Consider the following 26,425-nt stretch of genomic DNA (forward strand, 5'->3'; position numbering starts at 1 on the left):
GCGCCCTGCCGATTTCACGCGGGCGGGTCGTCCGCCAGCCACCGGCCGATACCCGGCCAGGTCTCCTTGAGCGTGCGCGAGCCCATGAAAAGGCCGATGTGTCCGCCCGGGCACAGCGTGCTGACGATCTGTGTCTTGGGCGTGCCGAGCAGGTCGCGTGCGGCGAATACCTGTTCCCGTGTCGTGATGTCGTCCGACGCGCCGGCCAGCAGGTAGGTCGGGCAGGTGATGTCGGCAAGATCGAGCTTCTTGCCGAGGCCGACGAATTCGCCCCTGGCAAGGCGGTTTTCCTTGAACAGCTGGTTGATCGCCTGCAGGTACCAGCGCCCCGGCAGGTCGATCGGGTTCTCGTACCAGGCTTCGAAGGTCTCGGTCTTGCTCAGGTAGTCCGGGTCGTTCATGTGCTCGTAGAGCTCGAGGTACTTCTGCATGTACTGCACGTCGGGGTGCATGTTCTTCCAGCCCTGCAGCATGAAACGGCCTTCCATGAGCCCGCCACCCATTTCCACCAGCTCCTCGTAAAAGGACGCCGGCAGCGTGTGAGCGAGTTCGCGGATCGGGCCGTGGCCGGCGTCGGTGTCGATGGGCGAACCGGCGAGGACGAGGCGGTTCACCTTGTCAGGGAAACGGGCGGCGATCATGGTGCTCATCCAGCCGCCCTGGCACAGTCCCACCAGGTTCACCCGTCCGCCGAGATCCTCGATGCACACCAGCAACTCGGCCAGGTAATGGTCGATGTCGTAGTCCTTCATCTCCGGCGTGGCGCTCTTCCAGTCGGTGACGAAGACGCGTTGCAGGCCATTGGCGAGCAGGGTTTCGACCAGGCTCTGGCCCTTGTGATAGTCGGCGATGGTGGAGCTGTGGCCGGCAAAGGGGGCGTCGACAATGGTCGGGATGCCGCTGGCGCCGGCGGCCGAGAAGTCGCGCAGGCGCAGGGTATGGAGGTCCAGCCGTACCGTGTTCGCGGTGGCGAAGTCCGGATGCAGGCCGAAGTCGATCTTCTCGGCCTCGAGGGCGAAGTTGAGGTTGCGGGCGACGATCTCTTCGCCGGCCTCGACCATCTTCGCCGCCGCAGTGAACGGCCAGAAGAAGGGGACGCTGTTTTCGTGTTCCGCCAGCCGCGGTTGCGGTTTCGTTGCGGTGTTCATGCTGCTTGCTCCTTGGTTTGCAGCGCGCTTCGGGCGCTGAGGGATTTCTTGCCGGCAGGTGCTGCAGGTCGCAGCAGGGTACGCACGGCGATCGACTTCACGACGTCGCTGACCAGCAGTTCGACAATGGCGTAGGCCCACACCAGCGCCGCGCCCTGCCAGCCGATGCCCTGCATGAACCAGCCCTCCGCGGCGAACAGGGTGCCGAGCAGCTCGGTGCCGAAGGTGGCCGCCAGCAGGATCGGCGCCGGATACGGGCGTTGCCAGAACCAGCCCGGGGCGCGCGTGATGTAGAGGGTGAAGTGGCCGGCGACGATGAGCTTGAGGAACAGCCAGGTCTGGATCTCTCCGCGCGGTACCTGCCACTCTTCGAGCAGGAAGAACAGCAGGAAGGAGAACACCACCCCGGTGAGCCCGAGCAGGCTGGAAAGGGTCAGCAGTTCCTTCATGTTCCAGCGCACCGGGGTGGCCTGCACCCGGGTGTTGTCGTAGGCGATGCTGAGGATGGGGATGTCGTTGAGCAGGGCCAGCAGGATGATCATCAGCGCGGTGATCGGGTAGAAGTCGAACACCAGGATCGATAGCGCCATGAAGAGGATGATGCGCATCGTTTCGGCGATGCGGAAGGTGGCGTAGCTCTTCATCCGCTCGAAGGTGATGCGGGCCTGCTTGACCGCCGCGTTGATCACCGACAGGCCCGGTGCGGTGAGCACGATGTCGGCGGCGGCGCGGGCTGCGTCGGTGGCATTCGATACCGCGAAGCCGCAGTCGGCCTTCTTGAGCGCGGGCGCGTCGTTGACCCCGTCGCCGGTCATGGCGACGATGTGACCGCCCTTCTGCAAGGTGTCGACGATGCGGTATTTGTCCTCCGGCACCACCTCGGCAAAGATGTCCACCGCCTCGATCATCTCGATGATCGCCGACTCGTGGGTATGCAGGAATTCGCGCTCGAGCAGGCTGGTGTCGAAGCGCGTACGTACCTCGTCGATCACTTCGCGGGCGAAGCTGCGGCTCTCGGCCAGGCCGGCCGTGCCTTTCAGGCGGTGATGGATGGCGCCGGCCAGTACCTCGATGAGGCCCATGAGCTCGCTGCCGGCCGCGCCGGAAAGCTGCGCGGAGCGGATCGCCTGTTCGCGCAGGCCCAGCAGGTGGCCGATTTCGCGGGCGATGGCGAGGTTGTCGCCGGTGATCATCTTGACCTTCACGCCGTTGGCGTGCATCTCGTCAATGACCGCACGGGAGTCGTCGCGCGGCGGGTCCTGCATCGGGATCAGGCCGATCAGCTCGAGCGGCTGGTCGCCTTCCCTGCGGCCCACCGCCAGCGTGCGGTAGCCGCGGGCGGCGAGCTGGTCGACCGTCTGCGAGAGCGCTTCTGCGGCGGCCTCGTCGAGTGCGGCCATGCCGATGAGGACCTGCGGCGCACCCTTCATCGCGGTGAAGCGCCGGCCGTCGTGTTCGACCACTGCCTCGGTGCGCTTGCCGATCGGGTCGAAAGGCTTGAAGTCGAGCGCGCTGTAGGCGGTCAGGTCGGTGCCCGGCAGGCGTTCGTCCAGGTAGTGGAAGATCGGCAGTTCGATCGGGTCCTGGTTCTCGAGCCGGGAAGCCAGCGCGGCGGTCAGGAAGAGCTCGCGCTCGTCGTGGCCGTCAAGCGCCACCGGCGAGACCACGGTCATCTCGTTGCGGGTCAGCGTGCCAGTCTTGTCGGAGCAGAACACATCCACCCCGGCCAGTTCCTCGATGGCGGTGAGCCGCGAGACGATGGCCTTGTGGCGGGCCAGGTTCACCGCGCCGACCGCCATCGTTACCGATAGTACCGCCGGCAGGGCCACCGGAATCGCCGCCACTGCCAGCACCAGTGCAAAGCGCAGAATCTCCAGCATCGGCTGGTGGCGGAACAGCGCGACCAGCACGATCAGCATCACCAGCAGCACCGTGACGAGGATCAGGAAGCGGCCGATCTGCATCACCATTTCCTGGAAATGGCTGCGGGATTCAAGCTGGGCCTGAGCCACCAGCGCCACCACGCCCGAGAAATCGGTGTTCATGCCGGTGTTCACCACCACCCCAAGCATTTCGCCCTGCTTGACGATGGTGTTGGCGAAGATCACCTCGCCCGCCTTGCGGCTCACCGGCAGTGATTCGCCGGTCAGGGAGGACTGGTCCACCAGCAGGAAATCGCCTTCGATGAGCTGGATGTCGGCCGGCACGATCTCGCCGAGGCGCAGCTTGACGATGTCGCCCGGGACCAGCTCTCGCACCGGCAGGCTCGCAAAGGCGCCGCCGCGGCGTACTCGCGCCGACTTGGCGAGGCCTGCCTGCAGCGCCTTGAGTGCATTGAGCGCGCGGTGCTCCTGGAAGAAATCGAGGAACACGTTGATCAGCAGCATGACGAGGATGATGCCGAAATCGTCCCATTTGCCGACTGCGGCCGAGAGGATCGCGGCGAGTTCGATCATCCACGGGATCGGACCCCAGAAGCGCCGTCCGATGCGGTGCAGCAGGGTTTCCTCTTGGGTCGCGATTTCGTTGGGACCGTAGCGGTCCAGACGCCGGGCGGCCTCTTCGGTCGTCAGGCCCTGCGCGCTCGTCACGTCCAGTTCTTCAAGTGTCTGGGCGGGTGCTTGAGCGCCGTAAGCGTCAGTGCGTTTCATGGTGGTATTCGCCAGTGGCGTCCCGCGGTCGGCGGGTCGGGCCGGGTCGGCGGCCCGGCGCAAGGGTAGATTCGTGCACTGCACCAAAAGTTCCTGCGATCGTGAGTCCGGGATCGATCCGTTGACGCGGCCGCCGCGGGCTCCAAAATGTGAGCCTCGACGATCCGGAGTCCGCCATGCTTCCTGCCCTCACGCTCTTGCTCGTGTTCCAGTTGATTGGCGAGGCCGCAAGACTGGCCCTCGGCCTGCCGGTCCCAGGCCCGGTCATCGGCCTGGCATTGCTGCTCGGCTGGCTGATCCTGCGGGGCGGACCTTCCGCCGACCTGCGCGGCACGACCGGCGGCCTGCTGCAACACCTGTCCCTGCTCTTCGTGCCGGCAGGCACCGGGGTGATGCTGCATGTTGGCAGGATCGGACAGGAGTGGCTGCCGATCGTGGTGTCCCTGGTCGTGAGCACCGTGATCGGCCTTGCGGTCGGCGGCTGGGTCCTGCACACCCTCATGCAGCGCGCCGGGCGGCAGGAGCAGTCGAGATGATATCGCCGCCGCTCACCGAGATCTGGGTCTATCTTTCGGCCACGCCGCTGCTGTGGCTGGCCTTGACGCTGCTGGCCTACCTCGCAGCGTTTGCGCTGCATCGTCGCCTGCATTTCAATCCACTCGCCAACCCGGTGCTGATAGCCGTGGTGTTGCTGGTGTCCACCCTGTATCTCACCGGGACGCCCTACGGACGTTATTTTGACGGCGCGCAGTTCGTGCACTTTCTGCTGGGTCCGGCCACGGTGGCGCTGGCGGTACCGCTCTATGGCCAGCTGGAGCGTCTCAAGAAGATGGCCTTGCCGGTGCTCGCAGCGCTGGTCGCCGGATCGCTTTGCGCGGCGTTGTCGGCCTACCTGATCGCGGGCGCGCTCGGCGCAAGCCTGCCGACGATGCGCTCGCTGGCCCCGAAATCGGTGACGACGCCGATCGCGATGGGCATCGCCGAGCGGCTCGGTGGTCTGCCCTCGCTTGCGGCCGTGCTGGTGATTCTTACCGGGATTCTCGGCGCGGTCTGCGGTTCGGCGCTGATGCGGCTGCTGAAGGTCAGGGACGAAGCGGCCACCGGCTTTGCACTTGGTCTGGCATCGCACGGCATCGGCACCGCCCGCGCCTTTCAGATCGGAGAGACCGCAGGCGCCTTCGCCGCGCTGGCGATGGGACTGAACGGGTTGTTTACCGCTGTGTCCCTGCCCTGGCTGTTGCCCCTGCTCGAACGCTGGCTTGGCCATTGAGCGGTGCCAGCCACATCCACAGGCAGGCGCCGAAGAAGGCCAGCACCAGTGACCACTTGAGTGTGGAGCAGAGCGCGGAGGCGGGCACCACGAAGCCGCCGCCATTGCTGGCACCGGCCAGCAGGTAGAGCTGCGCTGCGTTCTCGAGCATGTCCATGAGGCCCGCCAGCGGCAGGACCAGCGCCCAGAGACGGCGCGGCACGTCAGGAAGGCGCGAGAACAGGCCATTGCGCCGACAGATCGCGATTCCGAGCATGGCGTACAGCAGGATGTGTATCCAGTCCCACGGGAAGTGACTCAGGTAGATTGCGGTGCCGACCGGCCCCCAGGCGTCGACGATCGCCCAGAAGCGTTCCGCACTGAAGGTGAATTGCACCTCGAGGATGTTGGGATGCAGGCCACGGACGATCCAGCCCAAGTTGATCTGCGAAACCAGCGTCGCCAGTCCGAGGATCAAGACCCGCATCGAATACTTTCTGCCCATGCCGCCGCTCCGTGCGATCCATGAAGGATATTGACACTTTCATGTTATGCGCAGTTGCGCATTCGCGCACGCGAAATCTTGCGCCGCGACATTTCCGGCCGGATCGCCCGTGCCGGCCCGACGGTGCTTGTCGCCGGCAAAGGATCGTCGCCGAGTCAGTCCGCGACGCCGATCGCCGCGGCAAGCGTGGTCAGTTCTGCCACGGTGACGCTGGGCGCGATGCCCCAGGGATCGAACACCGCTTGCGGAGAGCGCCGCACCCAAGCGGCCCGCATGCCTGCCGACATTGCGCCGATCACGTCGAACGGATTGCTGGACACCAGCCAGGCGCTTGCGCCCGGCGTCGCCGCACGCCTGAGGAAATGCGCGTAAACACCGGGGTTGGGCTTGAAGGACTTCACTTCGTCGCAACTGACCACGTCGTCGAAGAAACCGCGGATGCCGGCGGTCTCGAGCAGGGTGTCGACCGCATCGGCCGCGCCGTTGGAGAAGGCAAACATGCGGAACCCGGCTGCCCGTGAATTCTCCAGGCCGCGCTTCACATCATCGAAGGCGGGCAAGGTCCGGTAGGCATCGAGCAGCAGCTGCCGCTGTTCGACGTCGAGCGGCAGGCCAAGTGATTCGCAAGTGTATTCGAGCGCGTCGCGGGTACACGTGGCGAAGCTTGCATAGTGCTGCATCAGCCCGCGGCGAAACGAATACTCGAGTTGCTTGTCGCGCCAGTGGCGCGAAAATTCGGCGGCACGTGTGCCGACCATTCCCTGCAGGGCAAGGCTCACGCCATGCGTGTCGATCAGTGTGCCGTAGACGTCGAAGGCCAGTGTTGTCGCCATCCGGGGCCTCGTCGGGGTCGAAGCGAAGCGGTGATCTTGCGCCCCCCGGGCGCCGGCTGCAATCTGGCGGGCGCCGGGGGCGGTGCGCTTGCCCGGCCGCTCAAGCGGTCGCGGGGCGGGCGCACTCCATGTTCAGGTAGCCGTTCGCCCGGCTGCCGCCGCGGCTTGCCACGGTCCAGCCACGTGCTTCGTAGAAGGCGCGGGCGCGCTCGTTATGGATCGAGCACTTGAGGTGGGCCGGTCGTCCGATGTGCGTGCCGGCTGCACTCAACAGTTGTGTGCCGATGCCGCGGTTTTGCCATTCCGGGCTGACGAAGAGGTTGTGTATGAAATCCTCGGGCTGCCATATCGAGACGAAGCCCACCACCTGCCCGTCCGTGTCGGCCACCAGCACGAGCTCGTCCGCGGTGGCGGTGTCGAACTCGGAGATCTTCAGCTCGTCCGGGCTCATCCAGCGAAACGCGCTCCTGCGGGTAGTCAGGAAAATGAGACGGAGCGTGTGCCGGTCAGCCTCCTCTAAGAGGCGGACGCGGCACCGTTCGGCATTGGTTCGCGTGTCCATGCGAACTCCTCGTGGCAAGCGGGCTGCTGGGCCGCGCGATACGAACGATGCTTCATTGCGTCGGGCGTGTGAACAATATTAGATTCCCGCGCATCGATTCGAAACCGGATTGCCGTCCCCGCTCGGGCTGATTGGGGGCGAGTACCGGCGCAGGACCGATGGTAGGATAGCGCGCGCCCGCCACGGCGCCCGGGACCCTTTCCACGAATTCTTCGTTGCACTGCCTGATGTCGCCTGTCCAGTCCGCCCTGCCGTTTCTCGAAATTGAAAGCCTCGGCCAGATATTCACGCCCGAGCCGGTGGTGCGTGCAATGCTCGCGCTCAGGCGGAACCGCGGCCGGCTGCTTGAACCATCCTGCGGTGACGGGGCGTTCATGCGGCACCTGAACGGCGAGGCGGGAGTGGTGGGCATCGAGTTCGATCCGGCGCATTGCCCGGACGGGGCGCTGAACATGGATTTCTTTGCCTACCCGACGAGCCAGCGCTTCGACACGATCATCGGCAACCCGCCTTACGTGCGCTTCCAGGATATTTCTCCCGGGACGCGCGCGTTGCTTGCCGCGGAGCACTTCGATGGGCGCTCCAACCTCTATCTGTTCTTCATCGAGAAATGCCTGCGTCACCTCGCGCCGGGTGGCGAGCTGATCTTCATCACGCCGCGGGACTTCCTCAAGGCGACCTCGGCGGTCAAGCTCAACCGCTTGCTGTGGTCGCAGGGCAGCATTACCGACGCGATCGAACTCGGCGACGCCCGGATTTTCGAGGGTGCATTGCCGAACTGCCTGATCTGGCGCTTTGAGAAGGGCGCCACCGAGCGCAGCATGCGCCATGCGGAACTGGGGCAGGGGCATGACCTCGTTGCCATGCTGGCTGATCCGCCGTGGCAGGAGCGTCGCTTGCTCGAATGCGAAGGCCACCTGATGTTCGCCCGTGGCGATTATCCGCTGCGCCTGTCGCAAGTCGCTTTCGTCAAGGTCGGCGCGGTGTCCGGGGCTGACGAAATCTATGCTGACGCCGAGCACGGGAATCGCGACTTCGTCTGTTCGGCCACGGTGAGAAGTGGGCGGACGCGTCGCATGCTGTGGTGCGAACCGGGCGGACAGCAGGCACCGGCGGCCTTGCTGCCGCACAAGGCCCGGCTGCTCGCGCGTCGCATCCGGCGCTTCGGCGAGGCGGACTGGTGGCAGTGGGGGCGGGGTTATTACCAGTCGCCGTTGCCGCGGGTGTATGTGAACGGCAAGACCCGGGCGGCGGCGCCGTTCTTCATCCATGACTGCCCTCATTACGATGGTGCGGTGCTGGCGGTGTTTCCGCGGCGGCCGGATGTCGACCTCGCTGCCTTTCGCGATGCCCTCAATGCGGTGGATTGGCGCGCCCTCGGTTTCGTTTGCGACGGGCGTTTCCTGTTCACCCAGCGCAGCCTCGAGAATGCGCCGCTGCCGCAGGAGTTCGAGGCCTATCTGCCGGACTGAAAGCTACGGTGGGGGAACCGTAGCGTATCGCACCGGTCTGCCTGCGGTCGGGCGTCTTTTCGAGCCGGTGGCGGCGCTGGTGTAACATTCGCTCCAAAACAAAGGCCTCTTCGAGCGGCATCGCCCAATTCACCGAGAACAGCAATGGTCCCTCATCTCACCACAGCACTTTCCGGCCCGCTCCTCGAGCTGGAGAAGCACTTCCTCGACAACGCCACCGCCATCGAGCACTGGATGCGGGGGCAGTGGCAGGAGCACACTCCGCCCTTCTATGGCTCGACCGATCTGCGCAACAGCGGTTTCAAGCTGGCGCCAGTCGACCTCAACCTCTTTCCGGGCGGTTTCAACAACCTCAACGACGCCTTTCTGCCGCTGTGCATCCAGGCGGCCCAGGCGGCGGTCGAGCGGATCTGCCCGGGGGCGAGTCAGCTGCTGCTGATTCCGGAAAACCATACCCGTAACCAGTTCTATCTGCAGAATGTCGCCAAACTGGTTTCGATCCTGCGTCTCACCGGCCTGAAGATCCGCGTCGGGACCCTGTTGCCCGAGATCACCGAGCCGACCGTGCTGGAGCTGACCAATGGCTCGAAGCTCACGCTCGAGCCGATCCAGCGCAGCGGTGGCCGCCTGGTGATGAAGGATTTCGATCCCTGCGCGGTGCTGCTCAACAACGATCTCTCGGGCGGCATTCCTGCGCTGCTGCAGGGGCTTGACGAACAATGGGTGATCCCGCCGGTCCACGCCGGCTGGCACTCGCGTCGCAAGTCGAATCACGCCGCGGCCTACGACCGGGTGACGCGTGAATTCGCCGACGTCATCGGCATCGATCAGTGGCGCCTCAATCCGGCCTATGACACCTGCACCGGCCTTGATTTCCACGCCCGTGCCGGGGAGCAGGAGCTGGCGGACAAGGTCGCGGCGATGCTCGACAGCATCCGCGCCAAGTACCGGGAATACGGCGTTACCGACGAGCCCTTCGTGGTCGTCAAGGCCGACGCCGGCACTTACGGCATGGGCATCATGATGGTCAAGGACGCTGCCGAGGTGACCGGTCTCAATCGCAAGCAGCGCAACAAGATGAGCGTCATCAAGGAAGGTCTCGAGGTGCATGACGTGATCATCCAGGAGGGCGTGCATACCTTCGAGACGGTCGAGGGCGCGGTAGCCGAGCCGGTCGTGTACATGATGGACCACTATGTCGTCGGCGGTTTTTACCGGGTGCACACCGAGCGAGGCCGTGACGAGAACCTCAATGCGCCGGGCATGCACTTCAAGCCGCTGGCCTTCGAGACCTGCTGCTCGCTGCCCGATTCGGCGCAGGGCCCGGATGCACCGCCCAACCGCTTCTACGCCTACGGCGTGGTCGCCCGGCTGGCGCTGCTGGCGGCTTCGGTCGAGATCGAGGAGACCGCGCCGATCGAACTCGCCGAACTCGCGGCCTGAGCGCAGCATGCAGATCGCTTTCATTCTCGACCCGCTGGACGGACTCAAGGCCTACAAGGATTCGAGTATCGCGATGATGCGCGAGGCTGCACGGCGTGGCCATCGGGTGTGGACCATCCAGCGCGAGGCGCTGGCCTGGCGTGACGGGGCGGTGCTGGCCAGTGCGCTGGCGATCGAGCCATGTGCCGACGATCACGACTGGTACGTGGCGGGCGAGCAGGCGGTGCGACCGTTGACCGATTTCGACGCGGTGCTGATGCGCCAGGACCCGCCCTTCGATTTCGAGTACGTGACCGCGACCTGGTTGCTCGAGCGTGCGGTCCAGGCGGGGGCGCGGGTGTTCAACGATCCGCGCGCGGTCCGTGACCACTCCGAGAAGCTCGCCATCACCGAGTTTCCGGAGTTCACCGCGACAACGCTGGTGAGTCGCGATCCTGATGTGATCCAGGCCTTTGTCGACGAACTGGGCGATACCATCCTCAAGCCGCTCGACGGCATGGGCGGCAGCGGCATCTTCAGGGTTCGTTCGGACGATCCCAACCGCAACGCCATCTGCGAGACACTGACCGATCTTGGCCGGCGCACCATCATGTGCCAGCGTTATCTGCCGCAGATCGCCGAAGGCGACAAGCGCGTGCTGATCATCGGCGGTGAGGTGGTTCCCTACTCGCTGGCCCGAATTCCCAAGGCAGGTGAGACCCGCGGCAACCTGGCGGCGGGCGGCCGGGGTGTCGCGATGGCGTTGACCGCTCGCGAACGCGAAATCGCCGAGGCGCTGGCGCCGACCCTGTGGGCGCGCGGGCTGCTCATCGTGGGACTCGACATGATCGGCGGACATCTTACCGAGATCAATGTCACCAGCCCGACCTGCATGGTCGAGATCACCGCACAGCAAGGTTTCGATGTGCCGGCACTGGTGCTCGAGCGTCTCGAGGCCGGCCTCGCCTGAGCCGTACTGGAAAACGCGGATTGCGGTGTGACGGACTGAACTCCATACTATTACCTTTGTAATAGAAAGTTGCACGATCCGTGCCGGTGCTTGCCGGTCGGGACGGCAGCGGGAGTGCGAAACATCGATGCGCCTGCCGGCCCAAGCCTTGACGAAGATCTGGCGCGCCCTGCCGAGCCTGCTGGCGGGATTGCTTGCGCCCATGCTTCCGGCTGCGGCGAATGCAGCCGGACAATCCGGGGAGCCTCTGCTGGCGGGCATGTCGTTTCCTGCCGGGTTTGCCGCGGTGCTGGCGATTGCGCTGCTGCTTGTCTGGGGGATCGTCGGCCGTCGCAGCGCCTTGGCGCGCGCGCAGAAACTTTCCGCCCGGCTTGACGCGCTCAGTGCCGGCCAGGCGCGGCTGTGTGCCCGGTTTGAAGATGCGAAGCTCCCGGTTCTCATCGTCGATCGTGACTTGCGATGTGTTCTGGCAAGCCGCGGCATGTGTGAACTGCTGGGCTACGGGGATGCGACGCTGGCCGGCCTGACGCTCGGCGACTTGCTGCCGAAGCCGGAACGCGAGGCGCATGCAGCGCGTTTCAGGGCGATGCTGGACGAACCGGGTGGGGACGTCACGACCGCCAGCTTTGCCTTTCTCCGTCGTGACGGCAGTACGCTCGTGCTCGAACTCGAGGTGCTGCCGCTGGCGGACACCTTGCTGATGACCAGCCATGAGAACGACGGCGTGCCGGACGAAGTGGCGCATCAGCTGGCGCTCAGCGAAGCGCGCTACCGCGGCCTGTTCGATGGTGCGGGTACCGCCATGCTGCTGATCGGTCCGGACCGCCGCGTGCAGCGCGCAAACGCCACTGCGGCGGCGATGCTTGGCGCGGAGGCGTGGCAGCTCGAGGGCGTGTTGTTCGAACGATTCATCGCCGAGGAGGATCGGGCGCGCCTTGTCGATTATCATCGCCGCCGCCGCGACCCGGCAGCCGAGCAACCCCCTCGGCAGTTCGAACTGCGCTTGCTGCCAGCCGATGGCGTCCCGCGCTGCGGGCTGGCCAGCGTGGTGATGCTGCCGGATCAGGGCGTGGCGGTCCTCTCGGTGATCGACATCACCGAGCGCAAGGCCGCCGAAGAGGGCATGCGGCTCGCCGCGGCGGTTTACGAGAGCACTGCGGAAGGCGTGCTGATCACCGATCCAGCGCGACGAATCGTCGCCGTCAATCGCGCCTTCTCGCGTATTACCGGATACGCGCCGGAGGAGGTGCTCGGCCGCCAGCCTTCGCTGCTGCGCTCGGGACGCCACGAAGATGATTTCTATCAGAACATGTGGGTGTCGATCGAGGAAGAAGGGTTCTGGCAGGGCGAAATCTGGAACCGCCGCAAGAGCGGCGAGGTGTACCCGGAATGGCTGACGGTCAGCCGTGTCATGAACGACGTCGGCGAGATCCAGAACTTCGTTGGCGTGTTCTCCGACATCACCCAGCTCAAGCACTCCGAAGCCCGGCTCCATCACCTTGCCCACTACGATGCGCTGACCGGTTTGCCCAACCGGGTCCTGCTTTACAACCGGCTCGAACACGCGATTTCCCTTGCGGATCGACACGGCAACAGGGTTGCGGTGCTGTTCCTCGATGTCGATCGCTTCAAGAACGTGAACGATAGTCTTGGCCATCCCGCCGGTGATGCCTTGCTGATAACGCTGGCGCGTCGCCTGAGCAGCAGGGTGCGGAAGGACGACACGCTGGCGCGTGTCGGCGGCGACGAGTTCGTGGTGGTGATGGAGGAGCTTGACCGCCCCGAGCAGGCGGCGGAACTCGCCCAGGACATGATCGAACTGGTCAGCCAGCCACTGAAGCTGGAGGGCGGCGAGGAAGTCTATATCGGCGCCAGCATCGGCATCAGTCTTTATCCCGACAATGCCCAGGACAGTCACGGCCTCATCCGCAATGCCGATGCCGCGATGTACCAGTCCAAGGAGAGTGGCCGCAACACCTTTCGCTACTACAGCGAAGAGCTGACCCGCCTTGCGCGCGACCGGCTCGAACTTGAGGCGCGGCTGCGTCGCGGGCTTGAACGCAATGAGCTCGAGGTCTATTACCAGCCGCAGGTGAAGGCGGGCGATGGTGCGCTGTGCGGGGTCGAGGCGCTGGTGAGGTGGCGATCGGGTGGCGAGCTGATCGGTCCCGAGCGTTTCATTCCGCTGGCGGAAGACACCGGTCTGGTGGTGCCGCTCGGTGAATGGGTCCTGGCCGAGGCGTGCCGTCAGTTGAGTCGCTGGCGGCGCCACGGGCTGACCGGCTTCAACGTGTCGGTCAATCTGTCTCCGCGACAGTTCCGCCAGCGCGATCTGGTCGAAAAGCTGCAAGCGATGCTTGTGGAGAATGCGCTCGACGGCTCCCTCCTGGAGCTCGAGATTACCGAAGGTGCGATCACCGAGTCCCCGGAGGAGGCGGTGCTGTGCATGCAGGCCCTGAAGCGCCTCGGCGTGCGCCTGTCGATCGATGATTTCGGCACTGGATATTCGTCCCTCGCGTATCTCAAGCGCTTCCCGATCGACAAGCTCAAGATCGACCAGAGTTTCGTCAATGGACTGGGGCGACCCGGGGACGATCGCGAGATCGCCAGCGCGATCATCGCGATGGGCCGGAATCTCGGGCTCACGGTGCTTGCCGAAGGCGTGGAGACGCCCGATCAACGGGATTTCCTGGTCGATTCGGGGTGCGACTGCTTTCAGGGCTTCCTGTACGCGGAGGCGATGCCGGTGGCCGACTTCGAGCGCTGGCTTGGCGATGCGCGCCCGCGGAGCAAGCCGGGTTAAACTTGCGCCCCATGTTCCGCTTACAGTCAGTCGGCCGCACCTGGCCATGCTTCGTCCTGGTCCTCGCGCTGCTCCTCTCGGCCTGCAGCCGCGAACAGGTCTTCAAGCAGGAGTCGTTCGTTTTCGGAACGCGCGTCGAAGTGGCCGTGTATGGCAGCGACGAGGCGCTTGCCGGCAAGGCCATGGGTGCCGTCCTGCGAGAGTTCGACCGCCTGCATCGCGCCTACCATGCGTGGGAGCCGTCCGAGCTGACCGCCCTCAACGAAGCCATCGCCGCCGGTGGCCAGGAGATTCCGGTGTCGCACGAGCTGGCAACGCTGCTTGCCGGCGCGCGCGACATTTCGGTTCGTGGCGATGGCCTCTTCGAACCCGCGCTGGGACGGCTGATTGCGCTGTGGGGTTTCCACTCCGACGAGTTCAAGCCAGTTCTTCCGGACCCCGCCGCGGTGGCGCGCATTCTTGCGCAGCATCCGCGCATTGCCGATCTGAGCATCGACAAGGACCGGGTGAGCAGCCGCAACCGGGCGGTCGAGCTCGATCTCGGCGGCTATGCGAAAGGCTATGCGCTCGACCGTGCCGCAGCAATCCTGCGTGCCGAGGGCGTTGCCAACGCGCTCATCAACATCGGCGGCAACGTGATGGCGCTCGGACGCAAGGGCGACCAGCCCTGGCGGGTCGGAATCCAGCACCCACGCGAGCCGGCCCCGCTCGCGTCGATGCCGCTCTATGACGGTGAGGCGATTGGCACTTCGGGCGACTACCAGCGCTATTTCGAGGTCGGCGGAAAGCGTTATTCGCATCTGCTCGATCCTCGCAGTGGTGCGCCGGCGGACGCGACGCGTTCGATGACCATACTGGTGACGCCGCGCGACGGCGCCGGCACCCTGTCCGACGCCGCCAGCAAGCCGGCCTTCATCGCTGGCGACGACTGGCGTGACATGACGAAACGCTACGGCATCGAGCATGCCCTGAGGGTCGCCGCCGACGGGCGCATCGAGGTCACCCGCGAGCTCAATGCCCGCCTGGAGTATTACGGCGGGATCAAGCCGGATGCCGTCGTGCCCTGAATTGCATTGGCGGCCATTGTGTTGGCGTTGATGCAAGTGTGGTATTAATGCAACGCAACATCGGCAGGGCGGTGACAGGCGCCCTCGGCGTCGGCGACACTGTGCCTCCATGTCCGGCGGGTAGCGCCGACCCAAGAGAACGACAGTAACTTGAGCACCCCAGCCCCAACCAGCGGCATGTCGCGCTGGCGTTTCGTCCTGACCCTTCTGGCGGTCCTCCTCGTCATGGCGATTGCCGTCCTTGTGGCGATGGTCGTCGAGGAGATGCGCAGCTCGCGTCTGCAGGCGCACTATCTCAGCCGGCTGGCCGCCGAGCTGCACTACGATGTGCGACCGGGTATCAGCGCGCACATCCGTTTTCCAGGTGAAGGGCCGTACGACCTCCGGCTCGGCTACAGTCGCTTGCCGGCCTTCATCGAGCGCGCCACCGCGCGTGGCTATACGGTGAGCGCCCAGGCGAACATTTCCCCTCGCATGGAGCAGATTGCCGATCGCGGCCTGTTCCTGCCCTACCCCGAGAAGACGCAGGCCGGGCTCAGTCTGGCCGGGTGCGGCGGCGTGCCGATCTACAGTGTGGCGTTTCCGGAGCGGGTTTTCGCATCCTTCGATGAGGTGCCGTGGCTGATGAGCGAAAGCCTGCTCTTCATCGAGAACCGCGAACTGTTCGACGAGCGTCATCCCGAACACAATCCGGCGATCGAATGGGACCGCTTCGGCAAGGCGGTGGTCGATCGTGCCTGGCAGATGATCGATCCCGACCATGATGGTGGCGGTGGCAGCACGCTGGCGACCCAGATCGAGAAATACCGCCACTCGCCGGAAGGCCGCACGACCTCGGGCAGCGAGAAGCTGCGGCAGATGGCTTCTGCCTCGATCCGCGCCTACATGGGCGGCGAGGATACCCGCCCGGAGCGCCGGCGCATCGTGCTCGAATACCTCAATACGGTGCCGTTGTCGGCGCGCGCCGGTTTCGGCGAGGTGAACGGCATGGGCGATGGACTATGGGCCTGGTACGGGCGCGACCTCACCGAAGTGAGCCGCCTGCTGGCCGACCCCGAAGCCGGCCGCATCGGCGCCGGTGCGCCCGCGACGGACCAGCTCGCCGCGCGTGCGCTGGCCTACAAGCAGATGCTGTCGCTGATGATCGCGCAGCGGCGCCCTTCCTATTATCTCGGCGGCAGCGAGACCGCCCTCGAGAACCTCACCGATCGCCACCTGCGCCTGCTTGGCGAACTCGGTGTCATTTCACCCAAGCTGCGCGACGCGGCGCTCGAGGTGAAACTCGCCTTCCGGCGCGACAATCCTGCGCCCCGGCCGGTCTCCTTCGTCACCCGCAAGGCTGCCACTGCGCTTCGCACCAGCATCGCAGGGCTGCTCGGCGTGCCGCGGCTCTATGACCTCGACCGGATCGACCTGGCGGCGGTGAGCACGCTCAACGCGCCGGTACAAAGCGCGGTCACGGATGCCTTGCTGGCGATCGGCGATCCCGACGTGGCCCGCAAATCGGGATTGGTCGAGCATCGGCTGTTCGCGCCCGGTGACGATCCCGCGAAGGTGTTGTTCAGCTTCACCCTGTTCGAGCGGGTCGGCGACGCCAACCTGCTGAGAATCCAGACCGACAACCTCGATGCACCGTTCGACATCAACGGCGGCGCGCGCCTCGACCTGGGCTCCACCGCCAAGCTGCGCACCCTGATCAGCTACCTCGAGGTCATCGCCAAGGTGCATGAGCGCTATGCCGATGCCGACCGCGAAACCCTGCGAGCGGCGCTCGACGAGCGTCGCGGGCCACTGGCCAGCTGGACCATCGAATATCTGCTCGGCGCCAAGGACAAGTCGCTGGCAGCGATCATGGCCGCGGCCATGGAGCGCCACTATTCCGCCAATCCGGGGGAAACCTTCTTCACCGGGGGCGGGCAGCATCGTTTCGGCAACTTCGACCATCGCGAGGACGGCAGTGCGCCGACGGTCAAGGACGCACTGCGCAACTCGACCAACCTGGTGTTCATCCGCATCATGCGCGACGTGGTGCGCCACTACATGTTCGAGACACCCGGCTCGAGTGCGCTGGTGCTCGAGGACAGCGAGGACCCGCGCCGCAAGGAATACCTCGAGCGCTTCGCCGATCGGGAAGGGCGGCTGTTTACCAATCGCTTCTACGCCAAATATCGCGGCAAGAAACCCGAAGAGGTCGAAGCCATCCTGCTGCAGGGCGTGCGTCCGCTGTCGCGACGACTTGCGACGGTATATCGCAGCATCCATCCGGACGCATCCTTCGAGCGCTTCGCGAGCTTCATGCGTGCCCGCATGGAGGGCGACGATCCGTCCGAGGAGAGCCTGCGCCGGCTCTTCGATGCCTACTCCATCGAGCAGTTCAATCTCGCTGACCGGGGTTACATCGCCGGCATCCATCCGCTCGAGTTGTGGCTGGCGACCTATCTGATCGCCCACCCGGAAGCGGATTACCGCAGCATGCTCGATGCCGGCGCCGATGCGCGCCAGTCGGTGTATGGCTGGCTGTTCCGCACCCGTCACAAGAATGCGCAGGACATCCGCATCCGCAGCCTGCTGGAGGTCGAGGCCTTTCTCGAAATCCACCGCAGATGGCAGCGTCTCGGTTATCCGTTCGATGCCCTGACCCCGTCGTACGCCACCGCGATCGGCAGCTCCGGCGACCGCCCGAGCGCGCTCGCCGAGCTGATCGGTATCATCCAGAACAAGGGCGTACGCCTGCCGGTGATGCGTCTGCAGAGCCTGGATTTCGCCAGTGGCACGCCGTTCGAGACCCGTCTGGTGCAATCGCCCGGCAAGGCGGAGCGGGTACTACCCGAGGAACTCACCGCGGTGGTGCGCGATGCGCTCGTCGGGGTGGCGAAGAACGGTACCGCCAAGCGCATCTGGGGCAGCTTCGCTTCGGCCGAGGGCGTGCCGCTCGATATCGGCGGCAAGACCGGCACCGGTGACCACCGTTTCGAGGTCTATGGCCGCGGCGGCCGGCTCGTGTCGTCGCGCGTGATCAGCCGTTCCGCGACTTTCGTGTTCCTGCTCGGCGATCGCTTCTTCGGGGTTATCACCGCGCATGTGCGTGAGCCGTATGCCGAAAAATATGGTTTCACCAGCGCCTTGTCCGTGCAGGTGCTGAAGAACCTCGCGCCGGTACTGCAGCCACTGCTCACCGCTACGGCCGATGCGGCCTGCTTCGCGACGCCGACCCCCGCCGTGGTGCCTTCGGTGGCGCCACCGGTATCTGCCGGAGGGGCGGCGGAGCCGATCGAGGGGACGCCGAACGACATCACACCACCGGCGCAGGACGAGGACCGGGACGCGGCGCCTGCCGCGCCGCGCTGATCTGCTCCGGCCGGTCTGGCCGCCCGCGGGTTTGACATTTGCCGGTGTGCGCGCTAATTTTCGTCCCCTAAGCGCCGATTTGAGAATCAGCTTGCGGGCGCTCAACAAATTCGGCTAAAGCGAGGGCAACCCGGTCCGAGCGCATAGCCGACCGGGTTTTCCGTTTCTTGGGTCGCTGCGCAGGCCGGCCTCTTTCGCGATGGATTCGAAATGAAGCAATCCTCTTCGGTGGGCGTCGTCACCCCGCAGCGCGCGCGCTTCGAGGCGCCGCTGGAACTGCGCAGCGGCGGCGTCCTGCCTGGCTTCGAGCTGGTGTATGAAACCTACGGCACGCTGAACGCGGCGCGCAGCAATGCGGTGCTGGTTTGCCACGCCCTGTCCGGGTCCCACCATGTCGCGGGGGTGTATGCCGATCAACCCGGCAACATCGGCTGGTGGGACAACCTGATCGGCCCGGGCCGCCCGCTCGACACCGACAAGTTCTTCGTCATCGGGGTGAATAACCTGGGAGGCTGCTACGGCAGCACCGGGCCGGCTTCGATCAACGCCGCCACCGGCAAGCCCTGGGGCGCGGATTTCCCTTTCGTGACGGTCGAAGACTGGGTCGATACCCAGGCGCTGCTGGCCGACATGCTCGGCATCGAGCGCTTCGCCGCGGTGGTGGGCGGAAGTCTTGGCGGCATGCAGGCCTTGTCGTGGGCACTGCAGTACCCGGACCGCATCGGCCACGCGCTGGTGATCGCATCGGCGCCCAAGCTCACCGCTCAGAACATCGCCTTCAACGAAGTCGCGCGCCAGGCCATCCTCAAGGACCCGGAGTTCCATGGTGGCAATTACTACGAACACGGCGTGGTGCCGACCCGCGGCCTCGCGCTGGCGCGCATGGTCGGCCACATCACCTATCTCTCGGACGATGCGATGGCCGAGAAATTCGGCCGACAGCTGCGTCACGGCAAGCCGGTTTACAGCTATGACGTGGAGTTCGAGATCGAGTCCTACCTGCGCTACCAGGGTGACAAGTTCGCCGGATTCTTCGACGCCAATACCTATCTGCTGACCACCAAGACGCTGGACTATTTCGATCCCGCCTTCGCTCACGGTGGTGACCTCACCCGGGCCTTGTCGGCGGCCACCGCGGAGTTCCTGGTGGTTTCCTTCACCACCGACTGGCGTTTCTCGCCGCAGCGCTCCAAGGAAATCGTGAATGCGCTGCTGCACAGTGACAAGCGGGTGAGCTACGCCGAGATCGATTCGGTCGCGGGCCACGACGCCTTCCTGCTCGACGAACCCCTCTATCACGGGGTGCTTTCCGCCTACCTCGCCAACATCCGGGTGTGACCATGAGCTATCAACGTTACGACTATGAAGTGATCGCCTCCTGGATCCAGCCCGGCGAGCGGGTGCTCGACCTGGGCTGCGGTGACGGTGGCCTGCTCAAGTATCTGCAGGACGTGCGTCAGGTGCGCGGCTACGGCGTAGAGAAGGAAACCGAAAAGGTGATGGCGGCGATCGGCAACGGCATCAACGTGCTGCAGCTCGATCTGGAGCAGGGGCTTGCCGGCATCGAGGACGATTCCTTCGACCACGTCATCATGAGTCTCTCGCTGCAGGCCATGCACAACACCCAGCGCATTCTCGCGGAGATGCTGAGGGTCGGCCATGAGGCCGTGGTGAGCTTTCCGAACTTCGGTTACTGGCGTCACCGCCAGTCCATCCTGAACGGCCGCATGCCGGTCTCGGAGAGCCTGCCGCACCAGTGGTTCAACACCCCCAACGTGCGCTTCTTCACCATTGCCGACTTCGAGGCGCTGTGCGAGCAGGAGGGCATCGTCATCCACGAGCAGCTGGCGCTGGACGACGGCAAGGTCATCCTTGAGGAGCCCAATTTCATGGCGAGCATGGCGGCCTACCGGTTGGGGCGCGGCTAACCGCGGAGAAGGGCTGGCGGTTGCAGAGCGAGCCGACCGAATCGGGGCCGATGCGGGAGCCGAGCGTGGGGAAGGGGGCGACCGTGTTTCCCGGCCATCGTTCGGTACTTCGCATCGCCCTGCCTGTGATGCTCTCCAACGTGTCGACGCCGCTGATCGGCGTGGTCGACACCGCGATCGTCGGGCGCATTCCCGATCCGGTCTACATCGGCGCAGTGGCGCTCGGCGCGCTGGTGTTCACGTTCGTCTTCTGGGCCTTCGGCTTCCTGCGCATGGGCACCACCGGGCTGACTGCCCAGGCGCTTGGCGCCGGCGACGGCGAGGAGCTGGCGGCGGGGTTGGGGCGGGCCTTGCTGATTGCGGCGGTGGTCGGTGGCGTGCTGATCGCCTTGCAGTGGCCGATACGGGAGATGGCTTTCGGGCTGATCGAGGGCAGCGAGCGGGTCGAAGCGCTGGCACGCCGCTATTTCGACATCCGCATCTGGGCTGCCCCGGCCACGCTTGCCAATTATGCGTTGCTGGGCTGGTTCATCGGCCTGGGGCGCACCGATATCGGGCTGGTGCTGCAACTGGTGCTCAACATCGCCAACATTGCACTGGATGCGTGGTTTGTGCTGGGCCTTGGGCTGGACGTGCGTGGCGTGGCGATGGGCACGCTCTTTGCGGAGTATTTTGCGGCGTTGGTCGGCCTCGCCATGGCGATCCGCCACTTCCGGCTCCATGGCGTGCAAATGCGCCTCGCCCGGCTGCTTCTGGCGGATCGGTTGCGGCGCACGCTGGCAGTCAACCGCGACATCATGATCCGCTCGCTGGCCTTGATCGTCGTTTTCGTGTGGTTCATGGCCGAGGGCGCACGGCGTGGCGATGTGACGCTTGCCGCCAACGCGGTGCTGATGCAGTTCGTGTCGATGAGCGCCTATTTTCTCGATGGTCTCGCCTTTGCCGCCGAGGCGATGGTGGGGCGGGCGCTCGGTGCGCGCGATCGCGCAGCGCTGACGGCCTCAGCCCGTCTTACGACGATCTGGGCCGCGGCGGTGGCATGCCTGGTCAGTGCGACGTATTTCGTGCTTGGCCCATGGATCATTGACCTGCTGACCGCCGATCCGGCCACCCGGGAGGCGGCGCGGGCCTATCTGCCGTGGGCCGCGCTTGCTCCCCTGGCGGGGGTGTGGGCCTTTCAGCTCGACGGTATCTTCATCGGTGCAACCCGCAGCGTCGAGATGCGCAAGGCCATGCTGGTCTCGCTACTCGTCTTCATTGTTGCCTGGTGGTTGCTGCGTCCATGGGGCAATCACGGCCTGTGGGCGGCGCTTTATGTCAACTATCTGGCGCGTACGCTGGCGCTCGGCCGCTATTATCCGGCGCTGGTGCGCAGCGCGTGAGCCATATTCGGGCCGCGCGTCGAGGCTGCCCGAGATGCATCCGGGGCAGCCTCGACGGTCCGTGGACAAGTTTCAGCCGACCACGAAACCGGCGACATCGACCTTGATCACCGGCCGCTCCAGGGCCGCCGCCGTCATTACCGCAAAGCGGCGCGCCCAGTCACTCTCGTCGCGAAAATGCTGCTCGCCGCCGTACTTGGCGACGTTGAGGATCATGTCCAGCACCAGCACCTTGCCCATCGGGTTGGAGGGGGTGCATTCCAGATCCTCGAATTCCTTGGCCAGCCATTCGCGGGCCTGATTCTTGCCGATTCCCTCGGTATCGTGGGCGGAGAGATTGAATTCGTATTCCCGTTCGCCGCCGAACGAGACGATGATGTGGTGGCTCATGAAGGGTGTCCCTCCTCGTCTGAATTTTCTGGTAGCGGCATTCTTGTTGCTCGTCCCCGATGACGCAAGGAAAGTATCGAATTGTGTTTACCGGCGATGAATTGCCTGTCCGCATCGGTCCTGGACGCATCGCCGACCCAGATCCGCGATAATGGTTGCCCCTGCTCTTCCGGCTGTCCTTTCCGTGCCCCAGATGTTTGCGCCCGCCTGGCTGCTCGCCTTGCTCAACCGCCGGATGCTGGTGTGCATCTTCACCGGTTTCGCCTCGGGTTTGCCGCTCTACCTGCTCCTCAACCTGGTGCCGGCCTGGCTCAAGACCGAAGGCCTGAGCCTGAAGGCGATCGGTGCCTTTGCACTGATCCAGTTTCCCTACACCTGGAAGTTCCTGTGGGCACCGCTGCTGGATCGCTTCGGCATCCTGCCGTTGATGGGGCGCCGGCGCAGCTGGATGCTGGTGACGCAGCTCGGCCTGCTGGCGGCGATCGCCTGGCTGGGGCGCCTGTCACCGGCCGAGCACTTGCCTACGGTGGTCGCGCTAACCGCGGCCATTGCCTTGCTCTCCGCGACGCTTGACATTGCCCTCGACGCATTCCGCCGCGAGCTGCTGCCCGATGCGGAGCTGGGCCTCGGCAATGCGATTCATGTCAATGCCTACCGCATCGCCGGGCTGGTGCCGGGTTCGCTGTCGCTGATCCTCGCCGATCATCTGCCGTGGCAACAGGTGTTCCTGATCACCGCCCTGTTCATGGTGCCGGGGGTGGTGATGACGATGATGGTGAAGGAGCCGCTGGTGGCAACCGGCACGCCGCGGACGCTGCGTGCCGCGGTGATCGAGCCCTTCCGGGAATTCTTCGGCCGCCACGGCGTGAAGTCGGCGCTGCTGGTGCTGGCCTTCATCTTCTTCTACAAGCTCGGCGATTCGCTGTGCACCGCGCTGGCCACGCCCTTCTACCTCGACATGGGCTACAGCAAGACCGAGATCGGCATCATCGCCAAGAACGCCGGACTCTGGCCGATGGTCATCGGCGGCATCGTCGGCGGCATCTGGATGGTCAAGCTGGGCATCAACCGGGCCTTGTGGCTGTTCGGCGTGGTGCAGCTGGTGACCATCCTCGGTTTCGTGTGGCTGTCCTGGCTGGGGCCGGCGCCCTCCGACGCCGGCCGGCTGGCGGTGCTGGCCACGGTGATCGCCGGCGAGGCAATCGGCGCCGGCCTCGGTACCACCGCCTTTGTCGCTTACATGGCGCGCACCACCCATCCCGCCTACACTGCGACCCAACTCGCCCTGTTCACCAGCCTGATGGCGGTGCCGCGCACCTTCATCAACGCTTCGGCGGGCTGGCTGGTCGAGTCGCTGGGCTGGAACCACTTCTTCTGGCTATGTTTCGTAATGGCGTTTCCCGGGATGCTGCTGCTGCTCAAGGCCGCGCCCTGGAATGCCTCGCCCGAGCCCATTGCCCAACCCGCAAGTCCATGACGCCGATGAAACCCGATCCACTTCTTGCAGATGCGCTCGTCGAGGCCGCCCGTAACTTGAATGCAGCCGTCGATTCGATGCGCTTTGCCGCGCCGGTGAGCCATGTCTATAACCCGCTCGACTATGCCTGGGCGCCCAACGAGCTTTACCTTCGGCGTTACGGCGCGAGCCGCAAGCGGGTGATCTTCGTCGGCATGAACCCGGGCCCCTTCGGCATGGTGCAGACCGGTGTGCCGTTCGGCGAAATCGACACGGTGCGCGACTGGCTGGGCCTCGAGGCGGAGGTAGGCCGGCCTGTCACGGAAAATCCGAAACGGCCGATCGAGGGCTTCGACTGCACCCGCTCCGAAGTCAGCGGGCGACGCCTGTGGGGCTTGTTTCGCGAGCGCTTCGGCAGCCCGGAGGCTTTCTTCGCGGAGCATTACGTCGCCAACTACTGCCCGCTGGCGTTCTTCGACGGTGGCCGCAACCTGACCCCCGACAAACTGCCGGTGGCCGAATCCGCACCGCTCGAAGCCGCCTGCGACGCTCATCTGCGCCGCGTGGTCGAGCTGCTCGAACCGGAGTGGGTGATCGGTGTCGGCGTATGGGCCGAGGGCCGCGCACGTGCCGCACTTGCCGGCACGCCGGTGCAGTTCGGCCGCGTGCTACACCCGAGCCCGGCCAGCCCGGCCGCGAACCGCGGCTGGAGTCCGGCGGCGACGAAGCAGCTGCTGGAACAGGGCGTGTGGGCGGCCTGAACTGACCTGGAGCATGACCAAAGCCGGCTATCGCACGGCCCGCCGTTGACTATGGCTGCACGTATTTTGGCGAGCGCGGGCCGTAGAGAATGCCGTTGGGCATCCCGGCACTCAGCAGTCGGGTCGTTGCGACGCCGGCGACGACGTGGCCCTGATCGGTAATCGAGGCCATGATCTGGTTGACGACGGCTTTTACCAGCAGCCCGACCAGGCCGCCGCTGTTGTTGCCGCCTTCGTCGCTGGCCGCACTCGCCGTGCCAGCCCACAGCAGCGCGCCGGTCTTCAGGTCGATGAGCCTGGCGTTTGCGGACACGAAGGTCTGGCTGGCAATGATCGCGTAGGTGGTGCCGTACTTCGTGACGTCGATGTACAGCCCCGCGTCTGCGCCGAAGATTTCCCGCAGTCTGGCCGGCGCCACCGCGTGAATGTCACTGGGTGTGGTCAGGCCGTTTTCGCGAAAGGTCTGCTCCACCAGGGCCACCGGCAGGACGTAGTAGCCCGATTCGGCCAGCGGCATGGTGGCATGGGACATGACGCTGATTCCGGCATTCACGTCCGGAGACTCGTTGAGCGGCGGCAGGACCAGGATCGAGCGTGGGTTGCTCTGGCGCAGGGCCGTGTAATCGTAGGGCTGGGTGGTGGCGCACCCGGTTGCGAGCGCCGCCATGGCAAGCAGCGCGGCCACGCGCGGGGTCGTTGTTCGGGGCACGATATCGGTTCCGCTCATTTCTTGAAGTTGCGCATCAGGAAATCCATGTACGTTGCCGACTCGGGAAAGAGTGTCTTCTCCGTCTCGAACTCCTGGCGGACCTGGTCTTCCTTGCCGATCTCGGCGTACAGCAAACCGAGATGGGCGTGATAGCCGGGTGGCAAGGCGAGGCCTTTGGAGCGGGCCTTCTGGACGTCCTCTTCGAGTGCGCCGATCTGCTCTTCGGGCGTGGTTTCGCCCTTCAGGCGCTGGTATACCTGCGGCTGGTAGCTGCCCCAGTAGTAGAGAGGTTGCGACCCCGATGCGCAGCCGCCGAGGATGAAGCCGGCGATGCAGGTGATGCCCAGCGCGCGGCCGGCGATTCGGTATGGCATGTTGCTGCGTCCCGGAGATCAGCGAGCCGGACGCCAGGCGCCGGAATCGATGCCCGCGACGAGCTTGTTGATCGCTTCACGGATCGCCAGGTCGAGGACCTTGCCGTTGAGGGTCGAATCGTAGCTGGCGGTGCCGCCGAATCCGATGATTTCGCGGTTCGAGAGGGCATATTCGCCAGCGCCCTGCGACGAGAACACGACTTCCGAGGTTTCCACATTCACGATATTCAGGCTGACTTTCGCATAGGCGACCTGCGTCTTGCCGCGACCGAGAATGCCGAACAGTTGATGGTCGCCGGTGACCTTGCGGCCGAACTCGGTGACGTCGCCGGTCACTACGTAGTCTGCCACCTTGAGCTGCTGTGTCTTCCTGGCCAGTCCGGCCTCCTGGCCGAGCTCCTGCATATTGTCGCGATCGAGCACGCTGAAGCGGCCCGATTGCTGGAGGTGGGTAATGAGGATGGTCTTGGCCTGGCCGCCGAGCCGGTCGACGCCGTCGCTGAACAAGCCGCGCATGTAGCTCGAGCGGTTGTCGAACTTGCCCACCGCAATCGGGCTGCGGACGCCCTTGTAGGGCGTGCTCGCGGTCGCGACCTGGGCGACCTCGAGGCTGCGGGAGGTTTCGGTGGCGCATCCGGCGAGCAGGGCCGTGGCGGAAAGAAGCGCGAGCGTGAAGTGCCTGGAGGACATGATGGGGGCCCGATCTGATCAGTGGGAAGGAGGCGGGAGAGTATCACCATGTCCTAGCGGGTGGGTGCCCACTCGAGCACGGAATCGCATGTTTGGCTGGATCGAGATGGAAGGGCTGGCCCCGCGGGTGGGGCAATGCCGCGCCGTCCCGCGATTGCTGGCGTGCCGAGGCGGGGCCGGGCATGGCGCCTCAGCCGACCGGCAGGTAAAGCGTTTCCTTCAGCTCCTCCATCACCACATAGCTGCGCGACTCCGCCGCAGAGGGCAGCTTGAGCAGGATGTTGCCGAGCAGGCGCCGATATTCGCTCATCTCGCTCAGTCGGGCCTTGACCAGGTAGTCGAAGTCGCCCGAAACCAGGTGGCACTCCATCACCTCGGGGACGAACATCATCTCCTTCTTCACCCGCTCGAAGACCTCCCCGCTCTTCGCCGAGAGCTTGATCTCGACGAACACCAGCAGGTTGAGGCCGAGGGCCTGCGGATTGATGCGGGCGTGGTAGCCGGTGATGACCTCCTCGCGCTCCAGGCGCTTGACCCGTTCGGTGACCGGGGTGGTGGACAGGCCCACTTTCGCGGCCAGGTCGGTCATCGTGATACGTCCATCCTTCTGCAGGATATCGAGGATTTTCCGGTCGGTCTTGTCGAGGTCGCGCATTTCACCAGGCTCCGTGGCTTTTGAGCGTTCAAAAGGTGAATTGCATGGTA

At 65.2% G+C, this 26,425-nt stretch carries 23 protein-coding genes; 13 read left to right on the forward strand and 10 right to left on the reverse strand.

Annotated elements, in window-relative coordinates:
* Nucleotides 1-14: 14 nt before the first annotated feature.
* Together GQB03_RS11170 and GQB03_RS11175 are read right to left on the reverse strand one after the other, a co-directional pair.
* Complete coding sequence (locus GQB03_RS11170) at nucleotides 15-1,148, reverse strand: alpha/beta fold hydrolase (protein ID WP_159688914.1); 1,134 nt, start codon at nucleotides 1,146-1,148, stop codon at nucleotides 15-17.
* Nucleotides 1,145-3,799: a plasma-membrane proton-efflux P-type ATPase gene (locus tag GQB03_RS11175; protein WP_159688917.1), complete on the reverse strand. Its 2,655-nt coding sequence runs from the start codon at nucleotides 3,797-3,799 to the stop codon at nucleotides 1,145-1,147. The genes GQB03_RS11170 and GQB03_RS11175 overlap by 4 nt, the downstream gene beginning before the upstream one ends.
* A gap of 176 nt (nucleotides 3,800-3,975) precedes the next feature.
* On the opposite strand from GQB03_RS11175, the gene GQB03_RS11180 reads away from it, so the two are divergent.
* Together GQB03_RS11180 and GQB03_RS11185 are read left to right on the forward strand one after the other, a co-directional pair.
* A complete protein-coding gene (locus GQB03_RS11180; RefSeq protein WP_159688919.1) occupies nucleotides 3,976-4,335 on the forward strand; it encodes a CidA/LrgA family protein in 360 nt (119 codons plus the stop codon).
* Nucleotides 4,335-5,069 (forward strand): LrgB family protein, encoded by a 735-nt coding sequence (locus tag GQB03_RS11185; RefSeq protein WP_159689158.1) that lies wholly within the window; start codon nucleotides 4,335-4,337, stop codon nucleotides 5,067-5,069. Before GQB03_RS11180 ends, GQB03_RS11185 begins: the two co-directional genes overlap by 1 nt.
* Here GQB03_RS11185 and GQB03_RS11190 read toward each other — a convergent pair.
* From GQB03_RS11190 to GQB03_RS11200, 3 genes are all read right to left on the reverse strand, one after another.
* The gene (locus GQB03_RS11190) at nucleotides 5,011-5,553 is read right to left on the reverse strand and encodes a hypothetical protein (protein ID WP_159688922.1); all 543 of its coding nucleotides are present in this window, start codon (nucleotides 5,551-5,553) and stop codon (nucleotides 5,011-5,013) included. The two genes, GQB03_RS11185 and GQB03_RS11190, sit on opposite strands and share 59 nt — an antisense overlap.
* Before the next feature lie 155 nt (nucleotides 5,554-5,708).
* Nucleotides 5,709-6,386 (reverse strand): haloacid dehalogenase type II, encoded by a 678-nt coding sequence (locus tag GQB03_RS11195; RefSeq protein ID WP_159688924.1) that lies wholly within the window; start codon nucleotides 6,384-6,386, stop codon nucleotides 5,709-5,711.
* A gap of 100 nt (nucleotides 6,387-6,486) precedes the next feature.
* Nucleotides 6,487-6,948, reverse strand: a complete 462-nt coding sequence (locus GQB03_RS11200) for a GNAT family N-acetyltransferase (RefSeq protein ID WP_159688927.1) — start codon at nucleotides 6,946-6,948, stop codon at nucleotides 6,487-6,489.
* 227 nt (nucleotides 6,949-7,175) lie between these two features.
* Between GQB03_RS11200 and GQB03_RS11205 the strand changes: the two genes are divergently transcribed.
* From GQB03_RS11205 to GQB03_RS11245, 9 genes are all read left to right on the forward strand, one after another.
* The gene (locus tag GQB03_RS11205) at nucleotides 7,176-8,420 is read left to right on the forward strand and encodes an Eco57I restriction-modification methylase domain-containing protein (RefSeq protein ID WP_159688929.1); all 1,245 of its coding nucleotides are present in this window, start codon (nucleotides 7,176-7,178) and stop codon (nucleotides 8,418-8,420) included.
* 144 nt (nucleotides 8,421-8,564) lie between these two features.
* Nucleotides 8,565-9,863, forward strand: coding sequence for a glutamate--cysteine ligase (gene gshA / locus GQB03_RS11210; protein WP_159688932.1), 1,299 nt, complete (start codon nucleotides 8,565-8,567; stop codon nucleotides 9,861-9,863).
* A gap of 7 nt (nucleotides 9,864-9,870) precedes the next feature.
* Nucleotides 9,871-10,812: a glutathione synthase gene (gshB, locus tag GQB03_RS11215; protein WP_159688935.1), complete on the forward strand. Its 942-nt coding sequence runs from the start codon at nucleotides 9,871-9,873 to the stop codon at nucleotides 10,810-10,812.
* A 127-nt stretch (nucleotides 10,813-10,939) separates the two neighbouring features.
* Nucleotides 10,940-13,615 (forward strand): sensor domain-containing protein, encoded by a 2,676-nt coding sequence (locus GQB03_RS11220; protein WP_159688938.1) that lies wholly within the window; start codon nucleotides 10,940-10,942, stop codon nucleotides 13,613-13,615.
* A gap of 11 nt (nucleotides 13,616-13,626) precedes the next feature.
* Nucleotides 13,627-14,682, forward strand: coding sequence for an FAD:protein FMN transferase (locus GQB03_RS11225; protein ID WP_159688941.1), 1,056 nt, complete (start codon nucleotides 13,627-13,629; stop codon nucleotides 14,680-14,682).
* A gap of 150 nt (nucleotides 14,683-14,832) precedes the next feature.
* On the forward strand, nucleotides 14,833-18,030 hold the full coding sequence (locus GQB03_RS11230; RefSeq protein WP_200832186.1) for a transglycosylase domain-containing protein: 3,198 nt from the start codon (nucleotides 14,833-14,835) through the stop codon (nucleotides 18,028-18,030).
* Between the two features lie 210 nt (nucleotides 18,031-18,240).
* On the forward strand, nucleotides 18,241-19,368 hold the full coding sequence (metX, locus tag GQB03_RS11235; protein WP_159688944.1) for a homoserine O-succinyltransferase MetX: 1,128 nt from the start codon (nucleotides 18,241-18,243) through the stop codon (nucleotides 19,366-19,368).
* A gap of 2 nt (nucleotides 19,369-19,370) precedes the next feature.
* On the forward strand, nucleotides 19,371-19,958 hold the full coding sequence (metW, locus tag GQB03_RS11240) for a methionine biosynthesis protein MetW (RefSeq protein WP_159688947.1): 588 nt from the start codon (nucleotides 19,371-19,373) through the stop codon (nucleotides 19,956-19,958).
* Between the two features lie 65 nt (nucleotides 19,959-20,023).
* On the forward strand, nucleotides 20,024-21,340 hold the full coding sequence (locus tag GQB03_RS11245) for an MATE family efflux transporter (protein ID WP_200832187.1): 1,317 nt from the start codon (nucleotides 20,024-20,026) through the stop codon (nucleotides 21,338-21,340).
* 72 nt (nucleotides 21,341-21,412) lie between these two features.
* Here GQB03_RS11245 and GQB03_RS11250 read toward each other — a convergent pair whose 3' ends face one another.
* Nucleotides 21,413-21,730, reverse strand: coding sequence for a hypothetical protein (locus GQB03_RS11250; RefSeq protein ID WP_159688952.1), 318 nt, complete (start codon nucleotides 21,728-21,730; stop codon nucleotides 21,413-21,415).
* Between the two features lie 193 nt (nucleotides 21,731-21,923).
* Here GQB03_RS11250 and GQB03_RS11255 point away from each other — a divergent pair, with 193 nt between their 5' ends.
* Together GQB03_RS11255 and GQB03_RS11260 are read left to right on the forward strand one after the other, a co-directional pair.
* Nucleotides 21,924-23,207, forward strand: a complete 1,284-nt coding sequence (locus GQB03_RS11255) for an AmpG family muropeptide MFS transporter (RefSeq protein WP_159688955.1) — start codon at nucleotides 21,924-21,926, stop codon at nucleotides 23,205-23,207.
* Nucleotides 23,204-23,947, forward strand: coding sequence for a uracil-DNA glycosylase family protein (locus GQB03_RS11260; RefSeq protein WP_235027028.1), 744 nt, complete (start codon nucleotides 23,204-23,206; stop codon nucleotides 23,945-23,947). The genes GQB03_RS11255 and GQB03_RS11260 overlap by 4 nt, the downstream gene beginning before the upstream one ends.
* Before the next feature lie 49 nt (nucleotides 23,948-23,996).
* Here the strand turns inward: GQB03_RS11260 and GQB03_RS11265 are convergent, their stop codons facing one another.
* From GQB03_RS11265 to GQB03_RS11280, 4 genes are all read right to left on the reverse strand, one after another.
* Complete coding sequence (locus GQB03_RS11265) at nucleotides 23,997-24,656, reverse strand: DUF799 domain-containing protein (RefSeq protein ID WP_235027029.1); 660 nt, start codon at nucleotides 24,654-24,656, stop codon at nucleotides 23,997-23,999.
* 14 nt (nucleotides 24,657-24,670) lie between these two features.
* Nucleotides 24,671-25,030 (reverse strand): DUF4810 domain-containing protein, encoded by a 360-nt coding sequence (locus tag GQB03_RS11270; RefSeq protein WP_159688964.1) that lies wholly within the window; start codon nucleotides 25,028-25,030, stop codon nucleotides 24,671-24,673.
* An 18-nt stretch (nucleotides 25,031-25,048) separates the two neighbouring features.
* Nucleotides 25,049-25,720 carry a CsgG/HfaB family protein gene (locus tag GQB03_RS11275; RefSeq protein ID WP_159688967.1) on the reverse strand — a complete coding sequence of 224 codons (672 nt, stop codon included), beginning with the start codon at nucleotides 25,718-25,720 and terminating at the stop codon, nucleotides 25,049-25,051.
* 190 nt (nucleotides 25,721-25,910) lie between these two features.
* Entirely contained in the window at nucleotides 25,911-26,375 is a 465-nt protein-coding gene (locus GQB03_RS11280; RefSeq protein ID WP_159688970.1) for a winged helix-turn-helix transcriptional regulator, read from the reverse strand.
* Nucleotides 26,376-26,425: the final 50 nt, after the last annotated feature.

The organism is Cognatazoarcus halotolerans, assembly GCF_009800965.1.
GTDB classification, from domain to species: Bacteria; Pseudomonadota; Gammaproteobacteria; order Burkholderiales; family Rhodocyclaceae; genus Cognatazoarcus; species Cognatazoarcus halotolerans.

What these genes read in the sequence shown, in the direction of transcription:
- GQB03_RS11170 (WP_159688914.1), bottom strand. Translation starts at nt 1,148, where the DNA reads ATGAACACCGCAACGAAACCGCAACCGCGGCTGGCGGAACACGAAAAC.
- GQB03_RS11175 (WP_159688917.1), bottom strand. Translation starts at nt 3,799, where the DNA reads ATGAAACGCACTGACGCTTACGGCGCTCAAGCACCCGCCCAGACACTT.
- GQB03_RS11180 (WP_159688919.1), top strand. Translation starts at nt 3,976, where the DNA reads ATGCTTCCTGCCCTCACGCTCTTGCTCGTGTTCCAGTTGATTGGCGAG.
- GQB03_RS11190 (WP_159688922.1), bottom strand. Translation starts at nt 5,553, where the DNA reads ATGGGCAGAAAGTATTCGATGCGGGTCTTGATCCTCGGACTGGCGACG.
- GQB03_RS11195 (WP_159688924.1), bottom strand. Translation starts at nt 6,386, where the DNA reads ATGGCGACAACACTGGCCTTCGACGTCTACGGCACACTGATCGACACG.
- GQB03_RS11200 (WP_159688927.1), bottom strand. Translation starts at nt 6,948, where the DNA reads ATGGACACGCGAACCAATGCCGAACGGTGCCGCGTCCGCCTCTTAGAG.
- GQB03_RS11205 (WP_159688929.1), top strand. Translation starts at nt 7,176, where the DNA reads ATGTCGCCTGTCCAGTCCGCCCTGCCGTTTCTCGAAATTGAAAGCCTC.
- gshA (WP_159688932.1), top strand. Translation starts at nt 8,565, where the DNA reads ATGGTCCCTCATCTCACCACAGCACTTTCCGGCCCGCTCCTCGAGCTG.
- gshB (WP_159688935.1), top strand. Translation starts at nt 9,871, where the DNA reads ATGCAGATCGCTTTCATTCTCGACCCGCTGGACGGACTCAAGGCCTAC.
- GQB03_RS11220 (WP_159688938.1), top strand. Translation starts at nt 10,940, where the DNA reads ATGCGCCTGCCGGCCCAAGCCTTGACGAAGATCTGGCGCGCCCTGCCG.
- GQB03_RS11225 (WP_159688941.1), top strand. Translation starts at nt 13,627, where the DNA reads ATGTTCCGCTTACAGTCAGTCGGCCGCACCTGGCCATGCTTCGTCCTG.
- metX (WP_159688944.1), top strand. Translation starts at nt 18,241, where the DNA reads ATGAAGCAATCCTCTTCGGTGGGCGTCGTCACCCCGCAGCGCGCGCGC.
- metW (WP_159688947.1), top strand. Translation starts at nt 19,371, where the DNA reads ATGAGCTATCAACGTTACGACTATGAAGTGATCGCCTCCTGGATCCAG.
- GQB03_RS11250 (WP_159688952.1), bottom strand. Translation starts at nt 21,730, where the DNA reads ATGAGCCACCACATCATCGTCTCGTTCGGCGGCGAACGGGAATACGAA.
- GQB03_RS11255 (WP_159688955.1), top strand. Translation starts at nt 21,924, where the DNA reads ATGTTTGCGCCCGCCTGGCTGCTCGCCTTGCTCAACCGCCGGATGCTG.
- GQB03_RS11260 (WP_235027028.1), top strand. Translation starts at nt 23,204, where the DNA reads ATGACGCCGATGAAACCCGATCCACTTCTTGCAGATGCGCTCGTCGAG.
- GQB03_RS11270 (WP_159688964.1), bottom strand. Translation starts at nt 25,030, where the DNA reads ATGCCATACCGAATCGCCGGCCGCGCGCTGGGCATCACCTGCATCGCC.
- GQB03_RS11275 (WP_159688967.1), bottom strand. Translation starts at nt 25,720, where the DNA reads ATGTCCTCCAGGCACTTCACGCTCGCGCTTCTTTCCGCCACGGCCCTG.
- GQB03_RS11280 (WP_159688970.1), bottom strand. Translation starts at nt 26,375, where the DNA reads ATGCGCGACCTCGACAAGACCGACCGGAAAATCCTCGATATCCTGCAG.